This window comes from Celeribacter sp. SCSIO 80838, assembly GCF_056498065.1.
Genome location: NZ_JAZKMA010000001.1, coordinates 2,258,887 through 2,278,919, shown reverse-complemented (window position 1 = coordinate 2,278,919; position 20,033 = coordinate 2,258,887). Strand labels below are relative to the sequence as shown.

Annotated in this window: 18 protein-coding genes; 3 read left to right on the top strand and 15 right to left on the bottom strand. The window is 61.7% G+C overall.

Translation table 11 applies throughout. From position 1 onward, the window contains the following. Window positions 1-11 precede the first annotated feature (11 nt). Complete coding sequence (aat, locus tag V1475_RS11455) at window positions 12-650, top strand: leucyl/phenylalanyl-tRNA--protein transferase (RefSeq protein WP_479412848.1); 639 nt, start codon at window positions 12-14, stop codon at window positions 648-650. Here the strand turns inward: aat and V1475_RS11450 are convergent. From V1475_RS11450 to V1475_RS11380, 15 genes are all read right to left on the bottom strand, one after another. Continuing rightward, on the bottom strand, window positions 613-1,173 hold the full coding sequence (locus V1475_RS11450; RefSeq protein ID WP_479412847.1) for a DUF2155 domain-containing protein: 561 nt from the start codon (window positions 1,171-1,173) through the stop codon (window positions 613-615). The genes aat and V1475_RS11450 overlap by 38 nt on opposite strands. Continuing rightward, on the bottom strand, window positions 1,170-1,631 hold the full coding sequence (gene mlaD / locus V1475_RS11445) for an outer membrane lipid asymmetry maintenance protein MlaD (RefSeq protein ID WP_434287684.1): 462 nt from the start codon (window positions 1,629-1,631) through the stop codon (window positions 1,170-1,172). The genes V1475_RS11450 and mlaD overlap by 4 nt, the downstream gene beginning before the upstream one ends. Continuing rightward, window positions 1,631-2,014, bottom strand: coding sequence for an NADH:ubiquinone oxidoreductase subunit NDUFA12 (locus V1475_RS11440; RefSeq protein WP_434287685.1), 384 nt, complete (start codon window positions 2,012-2,014; stop codon window positions 1,631-1,633). The genes mlaD and V1475_RS11440 overlap by 1 nt, the downstream gene beginning before the upstream one ends. 157 nt (window positions 2,015-2,171) lie before the next feature. Then, window positions 2,172-3,443 carry an ATP-dependent Clp protease ATP-binding subunit ClpX gene (clpX, locus tag V1475_RS11435; protein WP_479412846.1) on the bottom strand — a complete coding sequence of 424 codons (1,272 nt, stop codon included), beginning with the start codon at window positions 3,441-3,443 and terminating at the stop codon, window positions 2,172-2,174. 264 nt (window positions 3,444-3,707) lie between these two features. Then, complete coding sequence (locus V1475_RS11430; RefSeq protein WP_434287687.1) at window positions 3,708-4,331, bottom strand: ATP-dependent Clp protease proteolytic subunit; 624 nt, start codon at window positions 4,329-4,331, stop codon at window positions 3,708-3,710. A gap of 306 nt (window positions 4,332-4,637) precedes the next feature. Next, complete coding sequence (locus V1475_RS11425) at window positions 4,638-5,729, bottom strand: DUF1513 domain-containing protein (RefSeq protein ID WP_434287688.1); 1,092 nt, start codon at window positions 5,727-5,729, stop codon at window positions 4,638-4,640. A gap of 45 nt (window positions 5,730-5,774) precedes the next feature. Continuing rightward, window positions 5,775-6,800, bottom strand: a complete 1,026-nt coding sequence (locus tag V1475_RS11420) for an imelysin family protein (protein ID WP_479412845.1) — start codon at window positions 6,798-6,800, stop codon at window positions 5,775-5,777. An 11-nt stretch (window positions 6,801-6,811) separates the two neighbouring features. Then, complete coding sequence (locus V1475_RS11415) at window positions 6,812-8,386, bottom strand: di-heme oxidoreductase family protein (protein ID WP_479412844.1); 1,575 nt, start codon at window positions 8,384-8,386, stop codon at window positions 6,812-6,814. Continuing rightward, complete coding sequence (bfr, locus tag V1475_RS11410; protein ID WP_434287691.1) at window positions 8,358-8,843, bottom strand: bacterioferritin; 486 nt, start codon at window positions 8,841-8,843, stop codon at window positions 8,358-8,360. Before bfr ends, V1475_RS11415 begins: the two co-directional genes overlap by 29 nt. 4 nt (window positions 8,844-8,847) lie before the next feature. After that, complete coding sequence (locus V1475_RS11405) at window positions 8,848-9,087, bottom strand: (2Fe-2S)-binding protein (protein WP_434287692.1); 240 nt, start codon at window positions 9,085-9,087, stop codon at window positions 8,848-8,850. A 102-nt stretch (window positions 9,088-9,189) separates the two neighbouring features. Beyond that, window positions 9,190-10,443 carry an imelysin family protein gene (locus V1475_RS11400; protein WP_479412843.1) on the bottom strand — a complete coding sequence of 418 codons (1,254 nt, stop codon included), beginning with the start codon at window positions 10,441-10,443 and terminating at the stop codon, window positions 9,190-9,192. Between the two features lie 194 nt (window positions 10,444-10,637). Beyond that, entirely contained in the window at window positions 10,638-11,783 is a 1,146-nt protein-coding gene (locus tag V1475_RS11395) for an ABC transporter permease (protein ID WP_479412842.1), read from the bottom strand. Further along, window positions 11,780-12,721: an ABC transporter ATP-binding protein gene (locus V1475_RS11390; protein ID WP_479412841.1), complete on the bottom strand. Its 942-nt coding sequence runs from the start codon at window positions 12,719-12,721 to the stop codon at window positions 11,780-11,782. The genes V1475_RS11395 and V1475_RS11390 overlap by 4 nt, the downstream gene beginning before the upstream one ends. Next, entirely contained in the window at window positions 12,718-13,680 is a 963-nt protein-coding gene (locus tag V1475_RS11385) for an HlyD family secretion protein (RefSeq protein WP_479412840.1), read from the bottom strand. Before V1475_RS11385 ends, V1475_RS11390 begins: the two co-directional genes overlap by 4 nt. After that, complete coding sequence (locus V1475_RS11380; RefSeq protein ID WP_479412839.1) at window positions 13,673-14,356, bottom strand: TetR/AcrR family transcriptional regulator; 684 nt, start codon at window positions 14,354-14,356, stop codon at window positions 13,673-13,675. Before V1475_RS11380 ends, V1475_RS11385 begins: the two co-directional genes overlap by 8 nt. A gap of 285 nt (window positions 14,357-14,641) precedes the next feature. On the opposite strand from V1475_RS11380, the gene V1475_RS11375 reads away from it, so the two are divergent. Continuing rightward, window positions 14,642-16,309, top strand: coding sequence for an NAD(P)-binding protein (locus V1475_RS11375; protein WP_479412838.1), 1,668 nt, complete (start codon window positions 14,642-14,644; stop codon window positions 16,307-16,309). Then, window positions 16,302-19,937 carry a pyruvate:ferredoxin (flavodoxin) oxidoreductase gene (gene nifJ / locus V1475_RS11370; RefSeq protein WP_479412837.1) on the top strand — a complete coding sequence of 1,212 codons (3,636 nt, stop codon included), beginning with the start codon at window positions 16,302-16,304 and terminating at the stop codon, window positions 19,935-19,937. Before V1475_RS11375 ends, nifJ begins: the two co-directional genes overlap by 8 nt. The last annotated feature ends 96 nt before the right edge of the window (window positions 19,938-20,033 follow it).

Below are 20,033 nucleotides of genomic sequence, written 5' to 3'. Positions count from 1 at the left end.
AAATTCGCGCCATGAACCACGTCGAACTCACCCCGGAGCTGATCCTGCAAGCCTATGCCAATGGCGTGTTTCCCATGGCCGAAAGCCGCGAGGACGAGAGCCTGTTTTGGGTCGACCCAAAGGAGCGGGGCATCCTGCCGCTCGATGGGTTTCACATCTCCCGCTCGCTCGCGCGCCTGATCCGGCAGGATCGCTACCGGGTGACGCTCAACCGCGATTTCGCGGGCGTAATGGAGGGCTGCGCCGACCGGCCGGAGACCTGGATCAACGACACGATCTTCGATCTCTACGGCGAGTTGCACGACATGGGCTTCGGCCATTCCGTCGAGTTATGGGAAGAGGACCGCCTTGTCGGTGGCACCTATGGTCTGGCGCTCGGCACGGCGTTTTTTGGCGAAAGCATGTTCTCGCGGGTGCCCAGTGCCTCGAAGATTGTGCTGGCCTATCTCGTGGCCCGGCTGCGCCTCACCGGATTCACACTGTTCGACACGCAATTCCTGACCGAGCATCTCGCCAGCCTCGGCGGCATCGAAATTTCCCGCGCCGATTACCGCGCAAGATTACACAAGGCCTTGGAAAAGCGTGCGGATTTGACCGCACTCCCCGCCCCGCTCACTCCTGAGCTTGTTCTGTCGGAATGTCGCAGGTGAGCGGCCAGATGTCGTACCGCGGGTGATCCATGGCGTTGAGCGCAGGCGATGAGGCGATCATCCAGCCGGAAAACACCGGGGCCTCGATGCCTTGGGCGCGCACCACCAGATAAGCATAGGCATTGCCCGAGGGGTTGTCCGCCGGGTAACGACAATCACCCAGAAACACCTCGATCCGACCGAAACTGGCGCTTCCGCCGGTTTCCAGCGTCAGATCCTTGACCGCGCCAGTAAGCTTGTCGAGCGCCCGCACCGTCGCCCCGGAGGAAGAGACGACTTGTTCCTGTATCTCGGTGGTAATGTCGCGTAGTTCCTGCTGGAAATCACCGTTCGGCAGGTTTTGCAGATCCTCGAGAGACAGCCCCCCCGTGCCGAACCCACCGACATTATCGCCCTCGTCGAGCGGCTGGATGGTGATCTGATCAAGCCCGGTTTCGAGATCGTCGTTAAACCCGCCCTCCTGCGCCAGCGCAGGCGCGCTCGCGATCAGAGCTACGCTCAAAAGCGCCATCAGCCGGGTCATTCCGCACTCCCCTCATCACTGCCCGTGACGAATTTCAGCAAAAGGTTGATCAGGCTGACCGAGCCCTGCGTGTCGGCGATCACCTGACCGTCCTCGAAATTGAACATCGAGCCGCCCGGCACCAGTTCGACGAAATTGCCGCCCAGAAGCCCTTCGGAGGAAATCATCGCCGCCGTGTCATCGGGCAACAGCACATCGCCATCGAGCGTCAACTGTGCCTCGGCGCGAAACGTGTCGCGGTTGAGATCGAGCCCGGACACCGTGCCGACCTTGACCCCCGCCAGACGCACATCCGTGCCGGTGGAAATCCCCTCGGCGGAGCGGAAAGAGGCGGTCAATTTGTAGTGATCGGGGGCGGAGGCACCAAAGCCCGTGACCTGTCCGGCGTAGACCAGAAAGCCAAATGCGAGCGCGATGACGCCCGCACCGACCGCGACCTCTGTCGGATTCTCAGCCATTATTCCGGCTGCCAAGCCTCGTAGTCACGCCGCTCGACGGGCTGAGCGCGACGGATGGAACCGGCGGGCGCATAGGCCGCAGGCGTGCCGGTCAGGTTCTCGACATGCTCTTTTTCCCACGGTTTGTGGGCGAGCGGGGCGTGACCGGGGTGGTTCGCAAACGTATGGTGCAGCCAACCGTGCCAGTCGGGGCTGATGCGGGAGGCTTCGATTTCACCATTGTAGACCACCCAGCGGCGGGTGTCGTCTTCGTTGCGGTAGAATGTGTTGCCCTGAGCGTCCTCACCGACTTTCACGCCGTGACGCCATGTGAAAAATTGGGTGCCGATGGTCCCGTCTTTCCACCAGATGAGAGAGCGCAGAGCCGTGTTCAAAATCCCCATGACGTCGTCACCTTTCGAATGTCGCTTGGTCTTTCTATGAACCATCCGGGCGCGGAGGTCCAGAGGGCAGCGCCACGCCTTGCGGGTTTTCGAGACGGCCCGCCCCGCCAAAGCAAAACCCCGCCGATGAGGCGGGGCTTCAGATCGGTCAACCGGTTCAGGACGCGGTCGCTTCCTTGCTCTTTTCCTCGTCGGAATAGATCATCAGCGGCTTCGCGGGCGAGATCACCGCCTCCTCGTTGATCACCACCTCGGTCACATTGTCCATGCCCGGAAGCTCGAACATCGTGTCGAGAAGGATGTCCTCGAGAATGGAGCGCAGGCCCCGCGCCCCGGTCTTGCGTTCGATGGCGCGTTTGGCGATGGCGGTGAGCGCCTCCTCGGTGAAGGACAGTTTCGCATCTTCCAGTTCGAACAGGCGCTGATACTGTTTCACCAGCGCATTTTTCGGCTCCGTCAGGATGGTGACCAGCGCGTCTTCGTCGAGGTCTTCGAGAGTCGCGAGCACCGGCAGACGACCGACGAATTCCGGGATCAAACCGAATTTCAGCAGATCCTCGGGCTCAAGCTCTTTGAACAATTCGCCGACGCCGCGGCTGTCGTTGTCCTTCACATCGGCACCGAAGCCCATGGCCGTGCCCTTGTTGCGCTGCGCGATGATGCGGTCGAGACCGGCAAAGGCCCCGCCGCAGATGAACAGGATGTTCGTCGTGTCGACCTGAAGGAATTCCTGCTGCGGATGCTTGCGCCCGCCCTGCGGCGGCACGGAGGCGACGGTGCCTTCCATGATCTTGAGGAGCGCCTGCTGCACCCCCTCGCCCGACACGTCGCGGGTGATCGAGGGGTTGTCGGATTTGCGGGTGATCTTGTCGACCTCGTCGATATAGACGATGCCGCGCTGTGCGCGCTCGACGTTATACTCAGACGCCTGCAACAGCTTGAGAATGATGTTTTCCACATCCTCACCCACATAGCCCGCTTCGGTCAGCGTGGTCGCGTCGGCCATCGTGAAGGGCACGTCCAGGATGCGCGCAAGGGTTTGCGCCAAAAGCGTTTTCCCGCAACCGGTCGGGCCGATCAGCAGGATGTTCGACTTGGCAAGTTCGATGTCCCCCGCACCCTTGGCGGCGTGGTTGAGACGTTTGTAATGGTTGTGTACGGCGACCGAGAGCACGCGTTTGGCGCGCGCCTGTCCGATCACGTAATCGTCGAGCACCTGACAGATGTCCTGCGGCGAGGGCACGCCCTCAGAGGATTTCAGGCCGGAAGTCTTGGTCTCTTCACGGATGATATCCATGCAAAGCTCGACGCATTCGTCACAGATGAAAACGGTCGGACCCGCAATCAGCTTGCGCACCTCGTGCTGGCTCTTGCCGCAGAACGAGCAGTAGAGCGTATTTTTGCTGTCGCCACTGGACGAATTGCTCATCACATTCCCCTGAGCCCGGACGGGCTCTCTAACGTTGCCTCTCCGACCGGTGCGACCCGGACGGGTATTCTCGTCACGGCTCAGGTCCCCTTGAGCCGCAGGCCTCCCGAAGGGAGACCGAATTTCGCATCTGTCCCGAAACTGTAGGACAGCGGTTTTTCAGGCACAATGGCAAAATCCCATTCGCCTTAATCACCGCGCCTTGACGGGCGAAGCGCGCCGGACTGTTTCAGCCCGCCGCGCCATTTGTTTTCAAAGCCCGTCTCAGTCCTCGACCGGCGCGCGGCTTTCGACGATCTCGTCGATCAGGCCGAACTCTTTCGCATCCTCTGGCGACATGAAATTGTCGCGCTCGAGTGCGTTGACCACGGTGTCGATGTCCTGACCGGTGTGTTTGACGTAAATCTGGTTGAGGCGATCCTTGAGCTTTTGCGTCTCCTGCGCGTGGATCATGATGTCGGTCGCCTGCCCCTGATAGCCGCCAGACGGTTGGTGCACCATGACGCGCGAATTCGGCAGCGAGAAGCGCATGCCTTTTTCGCCTGCGGTCAGCAGAAGCGAGCCCATCGAAGCCGCCTGCCCCATCACCAGCGTCGACACCTTCGGACGGATGTATTGCATCGTGTCGTAGATCGACAGGCCGGAGGTCACCACACCGCCCGGGCTGTTGATGTACATGGCGATTTCTTTTTTCGGGTTCTCGGCCTCAAGGAACAGCAGCTGAGCACAGATCAGCGAGGACATACCGTCATGCACCGGGCCGTTCAAAAAGATGATACGCTCTTTGAGGAGCCGCGAAAAAATGTCGTAAGCGCGTTCGCCACGGCTCGTCTGTTCGACAACCATGGGAACGAGGGTGTTCATATAGGTATCAATCGGATCTTTCATCGGGCCCTGCCTGTTGTGTCATCTGATGTGTTAGCGCGGAAGTGTTACCCGAGTCTTAGTGTTGGACCGGGGGGGCTGCAAGAGCGCCTGCGCTTTGGGCGAAATCCATTGCGGACCGAGATACCCCCGAACACCGGAGCCGCCCCTGTGCATACGAAACATAATATTTTATAAACAAATACTTAATCGGACCAGACGACACCAGAGACGCCCCCGGACACAATTGCTTGCGTCCGGTGTTGCCGGTTTGCCTCAAATTTGGACAAAATTTTTGTAAAATTTTATCGACCAGATCCGACACCCTGTTCAGGCCGCAAGCTCCGGAAGCGCCACAAGGTGATTGTCCCAGGCAAGCCCCGGAACCGCATTCAGAGGCCGCATATCCTCTTTCATCGCCAGAAGCGCGCCAAACCCGTCGGAACCGAGATAACCATCGCCCATCGGCGCAAGCCCGCAGACATCGCCCCGCACCACAGCCCCGAGGAAATTCCCCTCGGCATCAAACCGGTGAATGCGCCCGCCGCGCGGCGAGCTGATCGCCACCTCTGTGCCATCGCCGGAATGCGACACCGAACCCGCATAGCCCTTCATCGCAAATTGCTCGCCCAGATCGGCCTCCGCCAGAACAACCGCCTCGCCCCGCCGGTGCAGCCCCAGCAAAGGCACGGTTTCGCTCTCGTCGCCTTCCCACTGCATGGCAAAGGCGACCTGCTCGTCTGGGGCAAGCGACAGGTGGCGGATCGAGTTCTGATGCAACTCGGGTGCCAGAACATGTTTCTCGACCAGCGCATACTCCGGCGAGAGATAGACCAGCGATGGCTCCATCACGTCGATGTTGAGTTTCTGCCGCCCCTCGCCAATCGCCGGATGAGTGAAAATCCCGCCATTCGCGACGACAAGCGTGCCGTCCGAGAGCTGCTTCACATCATGCGGCCCGAGGCCATGGGTCGGCACTTCCGCGACGCGGGCATAGTTCTTGCGCCGGTCCCAGATGCCCAGAATGCCGCGTTTCTCGGCATAGTGGTTCTCAGGCGTCAGCAACAGATCGCCATTCTCGACGAACAACCCATGCCCCATGAAATGCCGCCCCTCAGGCGCGTCCAGCCGGTGGGTGATCCGCCCGGTAGCGCAATTGACCACCACAGCAAAAGTGCCGGGACGACGAGCAAAGGCCACCGCCTCGGGTTTCAGCGGGTGGGCGGCGGCGGCATGTCCGCGGGCCGGGAGCGGTGCACGGAACAGAATTTGCGCCTGCGCATCGAGCCCGTAGAGCGCGTAATCGCCGGAGGCATCCCTGGCCGCGCCAAGATAGGCGGGAGACCCGGCATCGGCCCAGCTCAGGCGCGGAACGACGGTTGCGGCCAGCGCGGCTTTGAGGAAGGTACGGCGTGAAGTCATGGTCTGTTATCCAGTATCTTTTTGTTTTTGTGTCAGTCGTATCGATCAGTCGCCATCGGAGGCGTTGAACCCGGCGGAAACCCCCAGCGGCGCGCCAACCTCGTTGGCGAGATGGCCAAGGATCGTATCGATGTTCTGACCGACGATCTCGACCTTGAGCCGCCCCATCGGGTCCTCGACGCCAGCGAAATCGGGATCGTCCAGCTCCTCCACCAGCGCGATGGTTTTCTCGAACGCCGCCTCGCTGAGCGGCATCTCACCCGGCGCGAGTTTGCGCGCCAGATCGCGGGTTGCCATCAGGATCAGTTCCACGTTGCGCTGGGAACGCTCGGAGCGATAGGCCTCGGCCCGCGTCGGGCGCGGTTTCTCGAACGTGCCGATGGGTCGTCCGATACGCTGATCGCGGGTCACTTCGAGCGAGGAGGTCAGCATGGTATAAAGCGCCTGAACGCTCTCAGCCTTGCTCAGGTAAAGCGGATGCGGTGCCTCACCGGCCAGCAACAATGTCTGGGCAAACCCATCGGGCGCGGTCCATTCCGATTTGATCGCCGCCGCCATACGGTGCAGGTCATGAGAAATGGCCTGTACGAGATGACATGAATAACTGTCCTCTGCGTAACCATCGAACTGAGCGTCATACAGCATGTATTCAAGTGCGAAGAGCCCGCGCACCGCGATCGAAGCCGTGGCAAATTCCGCCGGGTTTTCGATCACAGGGTCCTCGTCGGCGATATAGCCCGACAGGGTGCGCGGGATCAGGCCCTTTTTGTCCGGCCAGAAGGCAATCGCAAGAATGCGCCCATTGGCCTCGACCGGCCCCATATGCAGATGCTGAAGCCCCATCCACGCGTCGAACGCCTCGTTATAGGCGGGCTTCACCGCCTCGGGCAAACAATCGTCCCCCGCCAAATCGGCGAGAAGCGCCGTCGCCACGTCGAAATGATCCACTGCAGGCACGGTATGGTCGTTGACCGCCCGCGTCAGGGCCTCATTGAGAGGATCGGCAGCCAAAGGGGCGGCCAAAGGCGCGGTCAGCATGAGCGGGAAACAGAAAGCGGCCAGTTTGCGCATTGGGTGCTCCTTCAGAGGCTTTCAAGAAAACGGATAAGGGCAGCGCGGTCCTCCGGCGGCATCTCCACCACGGTGTCGCGCGCAGATTGCGCCTCGCCCCCGTGCCAGAGCACCGCTTCCAAAAGACTGCGTGCCCGTCCGTCATGCAGATAGGTGGTATGCCCTGAAACGCGCGCCGTCAAACCGATCCCCCACAAAGGCGCGGTGCGCCATTCCCGGCCCGTCGCGCGCGCCTCGGGGCGATGATCGGCCAGCCCCTCGCCCATGTCATGCAGCAGAAGGTCGGTATAGGGCCAGATCAACTGGAACGACTGCGGCGCATTCTCTGCCCCTTCGAGCCGGGCGGTGACATATTTCGGCATATGGCAGGCGGCGCATCCGGTGTCATGGAACACTTGCTTGCCGCGCAAAACCTCCGGGTCGTCCACGTCGCGCCGCGCGGGCACGGCGAGGTTGCGGGCATAGAAGGTCACCAAATCCATGCCGGTCTGGTCGATCTCATCGCCCCGCGCATCGCCTGCGCCATTGGGGGCATTGAGACACGCGACCTGCTCAGCCGTGCAATCGCCCGAAGGCTCGGGGAAGAGCGGCGAGGAAATCCCGATGTCGGCATGAAAAGCGGCGGCGGATTGTTCATCAACGGTCGGCTCCCCGGCTTTCCAGCCAAACCGACCCAACATCACCTGATCGTAACGCTTCGACCAGACAAGGTTCGGGCGGCCAGAGATGCCATCTCCATCGGCGTCGTCAGGGTCGACATGTGCGAGAATATCCTCCGCCGGAATCGCCTCTAAAAGGCCCAGGCCGATCATCTGATTGGCGACGCGCGGAGAGATTTGCACCTCTTCCGGCAGCGCTCCGAAAGCAAGGTTTGAAATCGAATACAAGGGCTTGCGCAGCGTGATCACCTCACCAGCCGAAAGCGAAACGGCAATCTCCTCATAGGAAATCTCCATCCGCCCCTCGGGGGCGAACCCGGCCAGCGACAGGTCCTGCAACTGGGAGCCATAGCCCGGCAGCGGGCGCGTGCGTTCCGTCGCCTCCGCGCCGTCGAAATCGGCCAGATAGGCCTCAAGCGCGGTCAACGGCGCATCTCCCGCAGGCGCGGAAAGCCGCAGGAACATTGAGGTCCGATCGTCCTCCGCGTGCTCCGGCGGATGGCCGCGCCCGTCATTGACATGGCAGCGCTGGCAGGAGCGCGCATTATAAAGCGGCCCCAGCCCGTCGGAGGCTTTGGTCGACGAGGGCGACGAGACCCAGAGCTTGGCAAAAAGCGCATTGCCCAGTTCGAAATCGAGCTTGGACTCAAACGGCAGGGTCGCAGGCGGCAGGGTAAAGACCGTGTCGTCGCCGGGGTCGGCCACGGTGCCCGCCCCGCCCGGTTTGGCCTCAAAGGCTTCCGGGGCTGTGAATTCCGTCGTGGGCATGGTGATGGCGGCAATCCGTGCACGCTCGTCTTCCGTGCGCGACACAAAGGGCAGATGCAGATCGAATGTCGGGAGAGGGTCAGCCAAGACACCCTGCCCCATGAGGGACAGGGTCAACACCAAAGCGGCCTTATTCGGCTTCGTCCATCGGGGCTGCATTGAGCAGCGCATAGCCTTGCTCGCCAAGACGGGCGTAGAGGTCGAGCTGGGTTTCGAGAAAATCAACATGGCCTTCCTCGTCGGTGATCAGCTCTTCGAAGAGGTTCTTCGAAACCGTATCGCCAACAGATTCGCAATAGCTGCGCGCCTCACGATAGAGTGTGAGCGCGTCGTGTTCGCCCGCCAGATCCGCTTCCATCGTCTCTTTCGGGGTTTCGCCGATCCGGAGAGGATCGAGTTTCTGGAGGTTCGGGTGACCTTCAAGGAAGAGAATACGCGCGATCAGCTTGTCGGCGTGGTTCATCTCCTCGATGCTTTCCTCGCGCGATTTCTTCGCCATCTTCGTCAACCCCCAGTCTTCCTGAAGCCGGAAATGCACCCAATACTGGGAAATCGCGGTCAGTTCGGAACGGAGTGCTGCGTTCAGGTACTCGATGACCTTCGCGTCGCCTTTCATGAGCTTATCCTCTTTTCATGCGGTGTTTTTTGAGCCCGCGCAATTCGGCAGGCACCACGAGATTATCATTCTCACGCATGGTGGAAAGGAAAAGCGACATACAGCCACCGCAATCGGGCTTTTTACCCAAAGCGTGGTAGATCTTGCCCGGGGTGATGATCGTCTCCGGGTCGGAGGCCCGCATCCAGTCGATCGCGGCATGAATGTCGCGATCAGAGATGGAATTGCAGGAACAGACAATCATGTGTGCCTCCGGTAATTGTGGCAAAAGGACTGCTCGACAGGTTTGCCCCTGCCATGAAAGGAACAGGCCGGAAGGAGGTCGCCCCCAGCCTGTCCTACAAAATTACTGGAAGACGGCTTCCGGGTTGTCGAGGCTGTCAGAGCCTTCGACCTCGATCTCGGACGCCGTAAGCACGGTCACCGCGCGTTCGATCTCGCGGGTCTGCGCCACAAGCGCGTCCACCGCCGACATGATCAGCTCTTCACCGGCCTCGTTGCCACGGCCCAGCATCTGGTCATAGGAGAACCCTGCCTCGGCCGCCGCCTTGATCTGGCCCAGCTCAGCCACGGAATGATCCACGGCAGCGGTCAGATCGGCGGCCAGAGCCGGGTCCTTCGCAGCCAGAAGATCCTGAAGGCTCTCGCCTTTCACCAAGGTCCCGTCCACACGCACATATTGCCCGGTGTAGACATTGTGGATGCCCACGCCGTCATAGAAATGCGAGTTGTGGGTGTTGTCGGAGAAGCAATCGTGCTCTTCCTCCGGGTCGTTCAGCATCAGGCCGAGCTTCATGCGCTCGCCCGCCTGCTCGCCATAGGACAACGAACCCATGCCGGTGAGCATCGCGGTTACACCCGCCGCCGGATCGTCCACGACCGCCGCCCGCGCTTCGCCACCTTCGGACCATTGCGCCACCATATATTCCAGATCGGAGACCAGAAGTTTGGAGGCGGCCGTCAGATATTGCGCGCGACGGTCGCAATTGCCGCCGGTGCAATCGTCGCCGGTCAGGTAGTCGGTGTAGGACCGCGTACCCGCGCCGTGATCGGTGCCGTTCAGATCCTGCCCCCAGAGCAGGAATTCGATGGCGTGATAGCCGGTCGAGACGTTGGCCTCGACCTCATCGGCCTCATGCAGCGTCTCGGCCAGAAGCTCCGGCGTGATCTCGGTCGCATCGATTTCTTCGCCGGAAATCTCGAATGTCGGATTGGCGATGACGTTCAGAACCGCCAGCGGGTTTTCGTCGGTCGCTTCGCCGTAGGACCCGTCGACATAGTCGATCAAACCCTCGTCGAGCGGCCATGCGTTCACCTTGCCCTCCCAATCGTCGACGATCGGGTTGCCGAAACGGAAAACCTCGGATTGCTGATAGGGCACACGCGCCGCGATCCATGCGGTTTTCGCCGCCAGAAGCGTGTGCTCGGACGGGTTGGCGATCAGCTCGGCGATGGCGGCGTCCAACTCCTGCGCCTTGATCAGCGCGTCGCCATAGGTGGCTTCGGCGATATTGGCATAGTTGGTCACCACTTCGGCTTCGCCCGCAAAGGCTGCGGCAGGCAAGGTAGCAGCGATCATAGCCGTCATCATACGTTTCATCAGGTCTTGTCCCTATTCTCGCATCCGCAGCCATTGGCGCGGACAGGTCTTCCGATCCGCGTGATCTGATGTCACGCACTCCCGGAATAACTGACTTCTTTGGTCGGACAAGTCAATCCTGATTGTTTTGATAGGAATATGAAACTTCCGTGACCCAGTCAGAAAACCCCGCCCGGACCACGCATTTTCCCTGATCAATCAAGGGATTGCCGATAGCGCTTGAGGGCAATCGTCACCACGACCACCAAAATCACCGCAATTCCGAACATATCCGTCGCCACCTCGGCAAAGCCCGCGCCTTTGAGCATCACCTTGCGCACCAGCCGCAGGAAATGCGTCGCGGGAATCGCCGTGCCGATGGCCTGCGCCCAGCCGGGCATGGCCGCAAAGGGGAACATGAAGCCGGACAAAAGCACGGTCGGCAGGATGGTGAAAAACGACAGTTGCATCGCCTGCATCTGGGTCCGCGCCAGTGTCGAGACCAGAAATCCGATGGCGAGATTGGCGATGATATAGAGGTTGAACCCCAGAAAAAAGGTCAGGAACGAGCCGGAAAACGGCACATCGAACAGCGCGCGGGCGGCCAGAAGAAACACTATCGTCTGGACGTATCCCACCAGAACATAAGGCAAAATCTTTCCCAGCATCACCTCGGAGGCCAAAACCGGCGTGGCGATCAGGCTTTCCATCGTGCCTTTCTCGCTCTCCCGCACAATCGCCACCGCCGTGATCAGAACCATCGTCATCGCAAGGATCACCGCCAAAAGCCCCGGCACGATATTGGTCGAGGTCTGCTGCTCCGGATTATAGGCCCGATGCACGATCAGATCGAAGGGCGCGTCGCTCTTGGCCTGCGATGACAGTGCCCCCGTCAGGCTCTGCGCCATCGCCGTTTCCATCACCCCATTCATCGCCCCGATCGCGCCCGAGGCCGCCACCGGGTCGGAGGCATCGACGGTCAACAAAAGTTCGGGCGTCAGACCCCGGACCATGTCGCGTTCGAATTGCGGCGGCACGGTCAGAACGACCGAGGCCGTGCCGTTTTTCAACGCCTCTGCACCCTCGGCCTCCGAGGTCACGATGCCGATGAAATCGAAGTAATCCGAGGTGTCCATTGCCGACGTCAGGCTGCGCACCATCGGGCTTTCGTCGGCCACCTCGACCAGGGTCGGCAGATTGTGCGGGTCGGTGTCGATGGCATAGCCGAAGAGCAAAAGCTGCATCACCGGAATGCCGATCATCATGCCAAAGGTCACGCGGTCGCGCTTCATCTGGATGAATTCTTTCACCAGAACCCCCAAAAAGCGCGCGAAGGAAAACATATCGCCCTTGCGTTTCATCCCGCCGCCTCCGCCCCAAAATTGTCCTTGGCCCCGGCCATCAGATAGATGAACGCTTCCTCAAGCCCCGCCTTTTTCTCCACCCATCCATGGCTGCCGCGGGCGCGCTCCCGCTCCGCCAGCGCCAAAAGGGCGTCGCGATCCGTGCCGGAGACATGCAGCTCCGCACCGAACCGGATCACCTGCCCCGCGCTGTCCTCGGCTTCCAATCGGTCCTCCAAAGCCGTCAGATCCGGCCCGGTGACGACGAAAGTCGACAGGCCGATCTGGCCCGGGATCTCCGCCGCCGCCCCGTCGATCAGCTTTTTGCCATAGGCGATATAGGCGATGTGATCGCATTGCACCGCCTCGTCCATGTAATGGGTCGACACCAGGACCGTGACACCACGCGCCGCCAACCGTCGGATTTCATCCCAGAAATCGCGCCGCGCTTTCGGGTCCACCCCCGCCGTCGGCTCATCCAAAAGCAAAAGATCGGGGTTGTGGATCATACAGGCCGCAAGCGCCAAGCGCTGTTTCCAACCGCCCGAGAGCGTCCCCGCAAGTTGCCCCGCCCGCCCCTCAAGCCCGAGATCACGCACCGCCTCGGCCACAATCGCCTTGCGACCCTTCATCCCGAACATGCGCGCCACGAAATCGAGGTTCTCGGCGATGGTCAGGTCCTCATAGAGCGAAAATTTCTGCGTCATATAACCGACGCGCTTCTTGATCTCCCGGCTCTCGCCGATGATGTCGAGCCCGAGGCAGGTCCCCTCGCCCCCATCCGGCGTCAAAAGCCCGCACATCATCCGGATCGTCGTGGTCTTGCCCGATCCGTTCGGGCCCAGAAAGCCATAGATCGTGCCCTTTTCGACCTCCATATCGAACCCGTCAACGACCTTGCGGTCGCCGAAAATCTTGGTCAGCCCTTTGACCGATATGGCCAGTTCGCCGCTCATTCTTTCACTGCTTTCCGCGCATCGATCGTCACCGGCTGACCGGGCAGCACCCCTTCCGGGTCAACCACTTCCGCTTCCACACGATAGACCAGACGCCCGCGCTGATCGCTGGTGTAGAGGATCGGCGGGGTGTATTGTGGATCCGACGCCAGCCTTGTGATTTTCGCGGTCAGATCGTCCGGGCAGCCCTCGCAGGAAACCGCCACAACGCCGCCCAGGGACAGGTCCGCGCGTTCCGCCTCCGGCACGAAAAACAGCGCCGTCATCTGGTCCGGCGGCAGGATCGACACCACTGGCGTGCCCGCGCTTGCGACCTCGCCGATCTCATAAAACACCTTTTCCACCTGTCCCGTCACCGGCGCGTAAACCTTGCGGTCGTCCAAATCCGAGCGCGCCAGATCGACCTGCGCCCCGGCCGCCGCAACACCGGCCTCCGCTGCGCGCCGCTCGGCATCGCGGGCCGGAAGCTCCGCCACCGTCAACTGCGCCTGCAACTGCGCCACCGAGGCCCGCGCCTCATCCAAGGCCGCCTGCAAATCATCGACACCGGCCTGTGTCGTGGCCCCCCGTGCGAGCAGCGCCTCACCGCGCTTCAGCCGGGTTTTCGCAATATCCTCGGCCACCCGCGCCTGATCGAGCGAGGCCTTTGTGACCGCGATCTCCGCCTCGCGCGAACCGGTCGAGAGGTTGTCGAGCTTCGCCTGAGCCTCCGCCAGCTGCGCCTCTGCGGTGCGCAAGGCCGCCTGATATTGCTCGCTTTCCAACGAAAAAAGCAGCGCCCCCTTGGCCACCTGATCGCCCGTCGTCACGCCGATCTCTTCGATCCGCCCGCCCGAGGCCGGGGCGGCATAGGTGAACTCGCCTTCGATATAGCCATCGTAAACATGCGCGGGCGGCGGGTTGAACCCCGGATAGATCGCCGCGATGACGGATACGAGCCAGCTTGGAAGATCAGCCATGAGGGGCCTCCTGTTCGGGAGCGGGAGCGAGCCCCGCGAAGAAAATGCTCAGATGGGTGTCGAGAAGCCGGGCGATGCCGATGTCCTCCGCCGTCGCGCCTTCGGGCCGGATGCCAAATACATCGGCCAAAAGCACATGCAGGAACACCGGCCCCAAGAGGCTGCGCACCGCCATCTCCGGATCGACCGCCCGGATATGCCCGCCCGCCACGCCTTGGCGAAACAGCGCCGTCAGCGCAGGCACGACCCGCCCGATCACCCGCTCGCGATACATCTGCGCCAGCTGCGGGTGGTTCACCGCCTCGCGCACCACAAGTTTCGGAACGGCAATGACGCGCGCCTCCGTCAGACGCGCCGTAAAGAGCGGCACGAAGCGCTGCAAAAGCACACGCGGATCGCCCTTGAATGCCTCGATCTGGGCCACGACCTCCCCCACCAGATGACCGACCGCACGGTCGACCAAGCTTTCGATCACCGCGTCTTTCGACGGAAAATAGAGATACAGCGCCCCTTTCGAGACCCCCGCCCGGCGCGCGATCTGTTCGACCGTGGTGCGATCGAACCCCTGTTCGGTAAAGAGATCGAGGGCGGCGTCCAAAAGCTCGTCCGGCCGCGCCTCTTTGCGACGGCGGAATTTCGGGGGGGCCTCGCCCGTCTGGTCTGCATGATCCGACATGATCCGGCCTTTCCCGAGTCGCGGTTACAATAAATAACTGACCAGTCATTTATTTATTTTCATCGTAAAAGTAAAGTCCGAACCCATTCCCCGCCCGTCACGCAAGTTTCATGCGCAACGCCTAAAAGATGCCCATCCGATGCGACATTTCGTTTCAAAGAAAACATCTCAAAAATCATAGCGTTGCGTGTTACCCCCAACCCATGCAAGGCTTGATATATATCAACGCCCAAAGCCCGGATCGCAGCAATTCTGCCGCCTGCCAAGCAACACGAAGGCCAAGCCATGACCCAGAACGCCGAGAAAAAACCCGGCACCAAACGCGCCGATTTCACCCCGCTCGTTGGCCAGACCAAGACCACAGGCACCGGCCCGATCCGCAGCCAGATCCCGACCTATGTGACGCTCACGCCGCCCTGCGCGGCGGCCTGTCCGGCAGGCGAGAACATCCGCGAATGGCTGACCGAGGCGACCGCCGGGAACTACCGCGAAGCCTGGGAGATCCTCACCGCGCAAAACCCGATGCCCGCCGTGCATGGCCGTGTCTGCTATCACCCCTGCGAGAGCGGTTGTAACCGGGGCGAGGTCGACGCCTCCGTCTCGATCCACGCGGTCGAGCGGTTTCTGGGCGATATGGCCAATGAAAAAGGCTGGCAATTCAAGGCGGTGAACCCACCCTCTGGCAAAAAGGTCTTGGTTGTGGGCGCTGGTCCCTCGGGCCTGTCCTGCGCCTATCACCTCGCCCGCCTCGGTCACGCGGTGGAAATCCGCGAGGCCGGTCCGGTCGCGGGCGGCATGATGCATTTCGGCATTCCCGCCTACCGGATGCCCCGCGAAGAGCTGGCCCAAGATGTGGCCCGGATCGAAGCGCTTGGCGTCAAGATCACGCTGAACCACAAGGTCACCGACCTGATGGCCGAGAAATCCGAAGGCGGTTTCGATGCCGTCTATCTCGCCATCGGCGCGGGCGCGGGCAAACATGTCGACATCCCCGCCAAGGAAGCCCCGAAAATCCTCGACGCCGTCAATCTCCTCTCCGACGCCTCGAAAGGCGAAGCCCCGCTTTTGGGCCGCCGTGTCGTGGTTTACGGGGGCGGCAACACCGCGATGGACGCCGCCCGCACCGCCAAGCGTTTGGGCGCCACGGAAACTCTGATCGTCTACCGCCGCGACCGCGCGCACATGCCGGCGCACCAGTTCGAGGCAGACGAGGCCATGGCCGAGGGCGTCAAGATCAAATGGCTGACCACGATCAAAGAGATCGACGGCGATGAACTGAAAGTCGAACGCATGGAGATCGGCGCGGATGGCAAAGCCCATCCGACGGGTGAGTTCGAGACGCTGACCGCCGATGCGGTGGTCCTCGCTTTGGGTCAGGAAACCGACAGCACGTTTTTGAAATCCGTTCCCGGTCTGGCGTTTAGCTGGAACGGCACGGTCGAGGTCGATGCAAACCGCATGACCGGATGCGACGGCATCTTCGCAGGCGGCGACATGGTCCCCGATCAGCAAAGCGTTGCCATCGCCACCGGCCACGGGAAACTGGCCGCGCGCCACATCGACGCATGGCTCGCGGGCACCACCTATATCGCCTCCGAGCCCCCTGCTTTGGTGACCGCCGATATGCTGCACCTGCCGGTCTACTCCGATGTGGACCCGAAAGAACAGGCCGCACTCGCCACCAGCAAACGCGAAGGGTTCGACGAGGTCCTGAGCGGCCTGTCGGAAAAAGAAGCCCGCTACGAGGCGTCGCGCTGCTATTCCTGCGGCTCCTGCTACGAATGCGACAATTGCTATGCTGCCTGCCCGGAAGACGCCATTGTCAAACTCGGCACCGGCAAGGGCTATGAGATTGACCCGGAAAAATGCACCGGCTGCCAGTCCTGTTTCGATCAATGCCCCTGCCATGCGCTAGAGATGATTTCTGAGACCGCGGAGGCCTCCCATGCTTGACCATGAACATATCACGCCGCCGTCGAACGAGACCCGCGAGGCGACCCACAGCCATGCCACCATGGACGGCAACGCCGCCGTGGCCCATATCGCCTATCGTGTGAACGAGGTCTGTTCGATCTACCCGATCACGCCGTCGTCCCCCATGGCGGAGCTCGCCGATGACTGGACCGCGCAAGGCGTGCACAACATCTGGGGCGACATTCCCGTCATTCAGGAGATGCAATCCGAGGGCGGTGCGGCAGGCACCGTGCACGGCAGCCTGCAAGCGGGCGCTCTGACCACGACCTTCACCGCCTCGCAGGGCCTCATGCTGATGCTGCCCAATATGTTCAAGATCGCGGGCGAGCTGACGCCGACGGTCTTCCACGTTGCGGCACGCTCTCTCGCCACCCACGCGCTGTCGATCTTCGGCGACCATGCCGATGTGATGGCCGCGCGCTCCACCGGTTTCGCCATGCTCGCCGCCTCTTCCGTTCAGGAAGCCCATGACATGGCGCTCGTGGCGCACGCCGCCACGCTCAAGGCCCGCATTCCCTTCATCCATTTCTTCGACGGCTTCCGCACCTCGCACGAGGTCAACACGCTCGATCTCATCCCGGATACGCAAATCCGCGCCATGATCGACGACGATCTGGTGCGCGCGCATCGCAAACGCGCCCTCTCGCCCGAGAACCCGTTCATCCGTGGCACCGCGCAAAACCCCGATGTGTTCTTCCAGTCGCGCGAAGCCGCCAACCCGTTTTACGCCGCCGTGCCGGACATCGTCGACAGCGAGATGCTCAAGCTCGGCCAGATGACCGGGCGCAAATATCGCCCCTTCGATTACACCGGCGCGCCGGATGCGACCCGCGTGGTGATCGCCATGGGGTCGGGCACCGATGTGATCCGCGCCACGGTGGAGAATTTGGTCGCCAAAGGTGAGAAAATCGGCATGATCGCGGTGCGGCTCTACCGCCCCTTCTCCGTGAAACACCTGTTTGCCATCCTGCCTGATACGGTGGAAAAAATCGCCGTTCTGGACCGCTCGAAAGAGCCGGGCAGCACGGGCGAGCCTTTGTACCTCGATGTGGTCTCGGCGCTGGCCGAAGCCGTCGCGACCGGCACGCGGGCCACCATGCCGCGCGTGATCGGCGGGCGTTATGGCCTGTCGTCCAAGGACTTTACCCCTGCACAGGTCAAAGCCGTGTTCGACAACCTTTTGAGAGACAAACCGAAAACCAATTTCACCGTCGGCATTCATGATGACGTCTCCTTCACCTCTTTGAAGGTCGATCCGACCTACGACATCGAGAAAGACAATGTGGTGCGCGCGGTCTTCTACGGACTCGGCGCGGACGGCACGGTCGGGGCCAACAAGAACTCGGTCAAGATCATCGCCGCCGAACCGGACCACTATGCGCAGGGCTATTTCGTCTACGACAGCCACAAATCCGGCGCCGTGACCGAGAGCCATCTGCGGTTCGGCCCCGAACCCATCGAGGCGCCCTATCTGATCGCCTCCGCCAATTTCGTCGCCTGCCACCAGTTCCATTTCCTGATGAAAATGGACGTGCTGAAACTCGCCAAACCCGGCGCGACCTTCCTGTTGAACTCGCCTTACGGGGCCGAGGCGACATGGGATCGCCTGCCGCGCTCAGTGCAGCAGGTCATCATCGACAAGGGCCTGAAACTCTACACAATCGACGCCACCACGGCGGCGCGCGAGCTTGGCCTTGGCGGGCGCACCAACACGATCCTTCAGACCTGTTTCTTCGCCCTCTCCGGCGTGTTGCCGCGCGAGGAAGCCATCGCGAAAATCAAATACGCGATCGAAAAGACCTATGCGAAAAAAGGCCGCGAAGTCGTCGAGAAAAACTTCGCCGCCGTCGATGGTGCCTTGGCCGGATTGCACGAAATCCCCGTGCCCGCCTCCCCCACCAGCGTGATCGAACGCCCCGCGCTTGTCCCCGATGACGCACCGACTTTCGTGCGCGACGTGACCGCGAAAATGATGGAAGGCATCGGCGACGACATCCCCGTCTCGGCGCTGCCGGTCGATGGCACCTTCCCCTCCGGCACCGCCGCTTGGGAAAAACGCAATGTCGCCGATGAAGTCCCCGTGTGGATCGCCGACGAGTGCATCCAATGCGGCCAATGTTCCTTCGTCTGCCCGCATTCCGTCATCCGCGCGAAGTACTTCGACGAAGACTTGCTCGCAGGCGCGCCGGAAGGGTTCAAATCCGCCCCGGTCAACGCGCGCGGCTACCCGGACGCCGAATTCGCGCTCGAATTCTACCTCGAAGACTGCACCGGCTGCGGCCTCTGCGTCGAGGCCTGCCCGGCGATTTCCGAGGACGACCCGAGCCACAAAGCGATCAACCTGCACCTCAAAGAGGACCTGCCTGAGCGCGAGCGCGAAAACATCGCCTTCTTCGAAAGCCTGCCGGTCAATGACCGCTCGCGCGTCGATTTCGCCAATGTGCGCGGCGTTCAGTTCCTCGAACCGCTGTTCGAATTCCCCGGTGCCTGCGCGGGCTGTGGCGAGACGCCTTATGTCAAACTCCTCAGCCAGCTTTTCGGTGACCGGCTCATGGTGGCCAACGCCACCGGCTGTTCCTCGATCTACGGCGGCAACCTTCCGGTGACGCCATGGACCGTCAACGCTGAGGGGCGCGGCCCGGCCTGGGCCAACTCGCTCTTTGAGGACAACGCCGAGTTTGGCCTCGGTTTCCGTCTGGCCGCCGACAAGCAAACCGCTCTGGCGCAGGACATTCTCAAACGTCTCGCCCCCGATGTGGGCCAGGAGCTTGTCGATGCGATCCTCACCGCCACGCAGGTGCGCGAATCCGAGATTCGCACCCAGCGCGAGCGTGTAGGCCTTTTGAAAACCAGGCTCCTTGCGCTGCCGCGTTCGGAAGACATCGAGCACCTTCTGTCGCTCTCCGACCATCTCGTCAAACGCGCGATCTGGCTCGTCGGCGGCGACGGCTGGGCCTATGACATCGGCTATGGCGGGCTCGATCACGTCCTCGCTTCAGGCCGCAACGTCAACATCCTCGTAATGGACACCGAAGTGTACTCGAACACCGGCGGGCAGGCCTCCAAGGCCACGCCACTGGGCGCCATCGCCAAATTCGCCGCCGCCGGCAAGCGCACCAACCGCAAGGACATGGCGCTGCAAGCCATCGCTTACGGCAATGTCTATGTGGCGCAGGTCGCTCTGGGCGCCAACCCGCAGCAAACGCTGCGTGCCTTCCGCGAGGCCGAAGCCTGGGACGGCCCCTCGATCATCCTCGCCTATTCGCATTGCATCGCCCATGGCATCGACATGCGCAAAGGTCTGAACCAACAGCAAAAAGCGGTGAAATCCGGCTATTGGCCTCTGCTGCGCTACGATCCGGCGCTGCATGGATCGGGCACGCCCCCCTTCATGCTCGACAGTCCGCGCCCAACCCTGCCCTTCAAGGACTACGCCTACGGCGAGCTGCGCTATCGCCAGCTCACGCAATCGCGACCCGAAGAAGCCGCAGAGCTTCTGAAAATGGCGCAATCCGGCATCTTGGACAAATACCGCACCTATGAGGAATTCGCCGAGATGGAAAAAGGCCCGGACCCGAGCCGGGTGATGGGCACGGGATCGTTTTGAAAATCTTGCCCCCGGCTTAAAAGCCGGGGGCAAATCTTTGAAACGGCTGTTTTCTAAGTCGATTGCAGCCCACAGGCCACGCTGCCCCACACTTTC